General features: G+C 73.8%; 5 protein-coding genes and 1 pseudogene. All 6 read right to left on the bottom strand.

From position 1 onward, the window contains the following. A pseudogene (locus HS99_RS40300) lies at positions 1 to 351 on the bottom strand (hypothetical protein); the annotation flags it as partial. Between the two features lie 206 nt (positions 352 to 557). Then, positions 558 to 716, bottom strand: a complete 159-nt coding sequence (locus HS99_RS45660) for a DUF6760 family protein (RefSeq protein WP_167344961.1) — start codon at positions 714 to 716, stop codon at positions 558 to 560. Beyond that, complete coding sequence (locus HS99_RS40295) at positions 713 to 1246, bottom strand: hypothetical protein (protein WP_030557611.1); 534 nt, start codon at positions 1244 to 1246, stop codon at positions 713 to 715. Before HS99_RS40295 ends, HS99_RS45660 begins: the two co-directional genes overlap by 4 nt. Next, the gene (locus HS99_RS40290; RefSeq protein WP_030290301.1) at positions 1243 to 1683 is read right to left on the bottom strand and encodes a phage tail protein; all 441 of its coding nucleotides are present in this window, start codon (positions 1681 to 1683) and stop codon (positions 1243 to 1245) included. The genes HS99_RS40295 and HS99_RS40290 overlap by 4 nt, the downstream gene beginning before the upstream one ends. Before the next feature lie 54 nt (positions 1684 to 1737). Further along, on the bottom strand, positions 1738 to 3288 hold the full coding sequence (locus tag HS99_RS40285; RefSeq protein ID WP_030290298.1) for a phage tail sheath family protein: 1551 nt from the start codon (positions 3286 to 3288) through the stop codon (positions 1738 to 1740). A gap of 269 nt (positions 3289 to 3557) precedes the next feature. Next, on the bottom strand, positions 3558 to 4904 hold a 1347-nt coding region (locus HS99_RS40280), incomplete at its 5' end, for an ATP-binding protein (RefSeq protein WP_141763915.1).

Below are 4904 nucleotides of genomic sequence, written 5' to 3'. Positions count from 1 at the left end.
CGCCCGCGGCGCCGGGCGCACCGGCAGCCGCCGTGCCCGGACGGCCCGCTGGACCGGCAGCACCTGCCGCCGCTCCCCCGCGCCTTCCGGTCGGCCCACCGCCTCGCCGTCTTCCGCCCCGCCAACCGCACCGACCGGCAGGACGAGTTCGTCCCCGCTCCCGACGACCGTCGCCGGGCCGCCCGGCGCAGCGACCGCCCGCAGGATGCCCACCGGTGCGGTCGGCAGAACCGCATGGCCGAGCGGTCCGCACAGCGAAGGGTCCTGCCAGGAGGCGAGCCGGGAACGGAACCTGAGGCCGTCGCTGACCCCGTGCCCGGCCCCGGCCAGGGTCGGGACGAGCGGCGTCACCGCGCGCCATCCGCCGTCCCCGGCCGCCGGTCGCCGCCGGGCCGCCGCCGGCGGTGCCTCGCCCGTACCGGTGGTCCCACCGGCCGGCTCGGCACCACCGGACACAGCGCTACCAGCCACAGCACCACCGGACGCAACACCCCCGGCCGCGGCACCACCGTCGGCCCGGCGCCGCCGTGCCATCCAGTCCCGCACCCCCACCCGGCTCACCCACCCTCGTTGACCCGGGAGTTGATGCGCGCTATCTCGCGCACCCACTGCCCGCGTTCACGGTGGGTCAGGTCGAGGAGGTCCTCGCGCGGCCAGTGGAAGTGGTAGGCGATGTACGCGATCTCCTCGTACAGCCGAGCAGGCGCGTACGTCACGATTCCCCCAGGCGCCCACCGGCGAGGTCGACCTCGAAGGCGCCGTCGCAGTGCGGGCAGGTCACGGCGGCGCGCGTGTGGCCTTCGCTGTTGATCCGCTGGTAGAGGTCCTGGAGGAACGCCACGTCGGTGGCGTACATCCGCTCGACGATCCCGGCGTGCACGTCGGTGACGTCGCCCAGCCTGGTGATGACGTGGCTGAGCAGCACGACGCCGAGGTAGGCCGGGTTCTCCTTGACCCGCAGGTCGATCTGCGGCATCAGCTCGTCCCGGGCGGTGGCCAGCCGCATGGCGCCGTGGCGGTGCACGGTGCCCTCGTCGTCGACGTAGCCGAGCGGCAGCTCGAACTCGAACTCGGTGTGCGGCGCCCGCCCCCGGGGCGAAGCCGACCCGGCGTGCGGCCCGGCGCCCTGCGGGCCCGGGACGGGAACCGTACCCGCGCCCGGCACCGTGCCCTGGACCCCGCCCGGGGCCGGGCCCTGGGCGGGCGCCCGTTCCAGCAACTCGTCCAGGCCGATCTTCCGCCTCATTCGACGCTGATCTCCTCGAACACGATGGTCACGGTCTCGGTCGCCGCACTCGACTCACCGGCGCTGAGGGTGGGGCCCTCCCAGCGGCTCGCCCAGGCGTTGGTGAGCTGGATGCGCCGCAGGGTGGCGCCGGTGGTGTCCTTGACCTCGATGGTGAGGTTCTGACGCGCGGTGTTGATCGCGCCGTTGTTGAGAGTCTCCTTGATCCAGTCCGTGAACGCGCCGCTCTTGTCCAGGCCGCGGGTGATGGTCACCTCGCCGGGCAGCCGGGCGCCGGGCTGCTTGCGGACGATCAGCTTGCCCTCTTGGGTCACCTGCTTGTACTCGACGACGTCCTGTTCGACCGTCAGGTTGCTGATCTCCTTGACGGACTCGACGTTGTACCCGCCGAGTTGGACGCCGAATATGTGTGTGGAGAGCGGATCGCCTTCAGCCATGGTGTGCTGTCACCTTCCGATGCGTTTGGGTGCCGACAGAAACGAGGGACCGGGTCACTCGTTGACGAGGCTCGTGCTGTCGGAGAACTGGGCCAGCCGGAACACCACGAACTCGGCCGGCTTCACCGGGGCGACGCCGATCTCGCAGATCACCTGGCCGAGGTCGATGGACTCCGGCGGGTTGTTGTCGCGGTCGCACTTGACGTAGAAGGCCTCGGCCGCGGTCTGGCCGAACAGCGCCCCGCGCCGCCACTCCTCGGTGAGGAAGGCGGTGATGTTCCGGCGGATGCTGGACCACAGCCGGTCGTCGTTGGGTTCGAAGACCACCCACTGGGTCCCCAGGAGGATCGACTCCTCCAGGTAGTTGAAGAGCCGGCGCACGTTCAGGTAGCGCCAGGCCGGGTCGGAGGAGAGGGTGCGCGCGCCCCAGATCCGGATGCCGCGCCCGGGAAAGGCCCGTACGCAGTTGACGCCGATCGGGTTCAGCAGGTCCTGTTCGCCCTTGCTGAGCCGCAGTTCGAGGTCCACCGCGCCGCGGATGACCTCGTTGGCGGGCGCCTTGTGCACGCCGCGCTCGGAGTCGCTGCGCGCCCACACCCCGGCGACGTGCCCGCTCGGCGGCACCAGCACGTTGCGGCCGCTGGCCGGGTCGAAGACCTTGATCCACGGGTAGTAGAGCGCGGCGTAGCGGGAGTCGAACCCCGCCTCCTCGTTGCGCCAGGTGCGCATCCGCTGGGCGTTCAGGCCGGGCGGCGGGTCGAGGACGGCGATCCGGTCGCCCATCTGCTCGCAGTGCGACATGACGGCCAGCTGGACGGTGCGCAGGCCTTCGTCGTCGAGGTCGCCGCGCTGGTAGGCGCTCATCAGGTCCGGCACCGCCACCATGGTGATCTCGTCGATCGCCTCCAGACCCGAGAAGCCGGTACGGGCGGCGGCGTCGCCGACGTACTCGGCGGGGTCGAGCCGGGAGGCGGGGGCCGCGACCGGCCCAGGCGCGACGGCGGGAGCCGCGGCGAGCGCGTGGGTCTGCCGCTCGGGGCGGCTGGGCGCGGTACCGGGCTGCTCGACGACCGCGACCAGCTTGGACTCGCGCAGCTGGGTGACGACGTAGCCCTTGGTGTTCTTCCGGGTCGAGACGTCGTAGGTCTCCACGACCTCGGCGCCCCGGCGGACCAGCAGCCGGAACCGGTCCTCGGGGACGTTCTCGCCCTCCGTGTCGGCGATCTCGACGGACACCTCGCCGCCCGCGCCGGGCAGGGCCGAGAACAGGAAGCCCGCGACGGCGACCGGCGGGGCCACGGCGACGGCGGCTGCCGGGGCGGCGCCGGGGGCCCGCCGGGCCGGGTCGCCGACCCGGACGACGTAGGCGGAGCCGCCGCCGTTGGCGAAGAAGCCGTAGACCGCGTGCGCCAGGTAGGTGCCCTCGGTGAAGCCGCCGAACCGCTGGACGTACTGGTCCCAGTTGGTCACCAGCGTGGGCTCGTGGAAGGGCCCGGACCCGGCGAAGCCGACGAAGGCGGCGACGGCGGTGCCGACCCCCTCGATCGGCCGGGCACCGGACTGCACCTCCTCCACGTACACGCCCGGGGTGAGGTACGACGGCATACGCGCTCCTTCGGCTGGCCAGTCATTTCGCCGGTCATTCGCTGATCGCCAGCTGATCACTTCGCTGATCTTGCCGATCGCTCACTGATCGCTCACTGATCATTCGCCCCCGAGTCTGCGGTCCGGGCGCCGTCCGGACCATGTCCCGAGGTCCCGGACCGGGGGCAGCACCGGCTGCCCCGGCGGGCAGTCCGACCGGTCCCCCCGGGCGGCCCCGCAGGGCCCCACCGCTCCGGACGCGACCGTCCAGGGGTCAGCCCAGGGGGTGGTCAGCCGCGCCCGCTGTCCCCGAGGGCGCCCAGCCACGGCCCGAACTCGCTCTCCAGCACCAGCCGCCCGAGTTTGCGGTACTCCCCGACCACGGCGGCGACCAGCTGCGCCATGCCCAGCGGCGCTCCGCTGCCCGCGGCCAGGTAGGCGGCGGAGACCGCGCAGGCCCGGATGGAGCCGCCGGTCAGCTCGAAGTGCCGGGCGCAGAAGTCCAGGTCGAGGTCGTCGCCGCGGGGCAGTCGCGTCCCCAGGCAGCGGTCCCACAGCAGGCGCCGCTGCGCCTGGTCGGGCAGCGGGAACTCGGCGATGACGTCCAGGCGCCGGGTGAAGGCCTCGTCGAGGTTGGCGCGCAGGTTGGTGGTCAGCACCGCGATCCCGTCGAAGGACTCCATCCGCTGGAGCAGGTAGGCCGTCTCCACGTTGGCGTGGCGGTCGTGGGCGTCCTTGACCTGCGAGCGCTTGCCGAACAGTGCGTCCGCCTCGTCGAACAGGAGGACGGCGTTGACCTGCGCGGCCTCGGTGAAGACGCGGTCCAGGTTCTTCTCGGTCTCGCCGATGTACTTGTCCACCACGGTGGAGAGGTCGACGACGTACAGCTCCATGCCGAGCTCCGCCGCCACCACCTCGGCGGACATCGTCTTGCCGGTGCCGGACTCCCCCGCGAACAGGGCGATCACCCCGTTGCCCCGGCCGCCGCCCGGCCGCATCCGCCACTGCCCGAGCACCCGGTCGCGGTGCCGGGCCCGCAGCACCAGCTCGCGCAGCCGGCCCGCGGTCGGGTCCGGCAGCACCAGGTCGGCCCAGCCGACCGCCGGCTCGATCCGGCGGGCGAGCCGGGCCAGGCCCGCGGCGTTCTGCGCCCGGACGGCGGCCCGCAGATCCTCGCCACGCACCGGGCGGTGCTCGGCGGCCGCCGTCCGGGCCGCCACCGCGGCGGCCCGCTCCAGCTTCTCCCGGTCCAGCCGGAAGGCGGCCACCGCCTCGGCCAGCTCCTCCGTCAGCTCCCGGCTCGGTGGCGCCCCGCCCGCGGCCAGCGCGCGGGCCCACTGCCCGGCCCGGTCGCGCGCGTCCGGCGGGGGTACGCTCACCACCACCGGGCTCTCCCGGGCCCAGACCGGGTCCCACACCTGCGGGCCGTGCACGACCAGCGGGACGGGCCCCAGTTGCGCGCACAGGTCGCGCAACAGGGCCGCCCGCTCGGGCCGTTCGGGTTCCAGCCGGTCCAGCGGGCCGAGCACCACGCCGCCCCCGCCCAGCCGGGCCTCGCGGGCGAGCACCCGCACGGTGCCCGTCGACGGGTGGGCGGCGGCCAGCGCGGCGGCGGCGACGACCAGGGGCGGCCGTCC

Origin of the sequence: Kitasatospora aureofaciens (assembly GCF_001188955.3) — a bacterium.
Lineage (GTDB): Bacteria > Actinomycetota > Actinomycetes > Streptomycetales > Streptomycetaceae > Kitasatospora > Kitasatospora aureofaciens.
The sequence above is the reverse complement of the archived record's forward strand: the minus strand, read 5'-3'. Positions and strand labels throughout refer to the sequence as shown.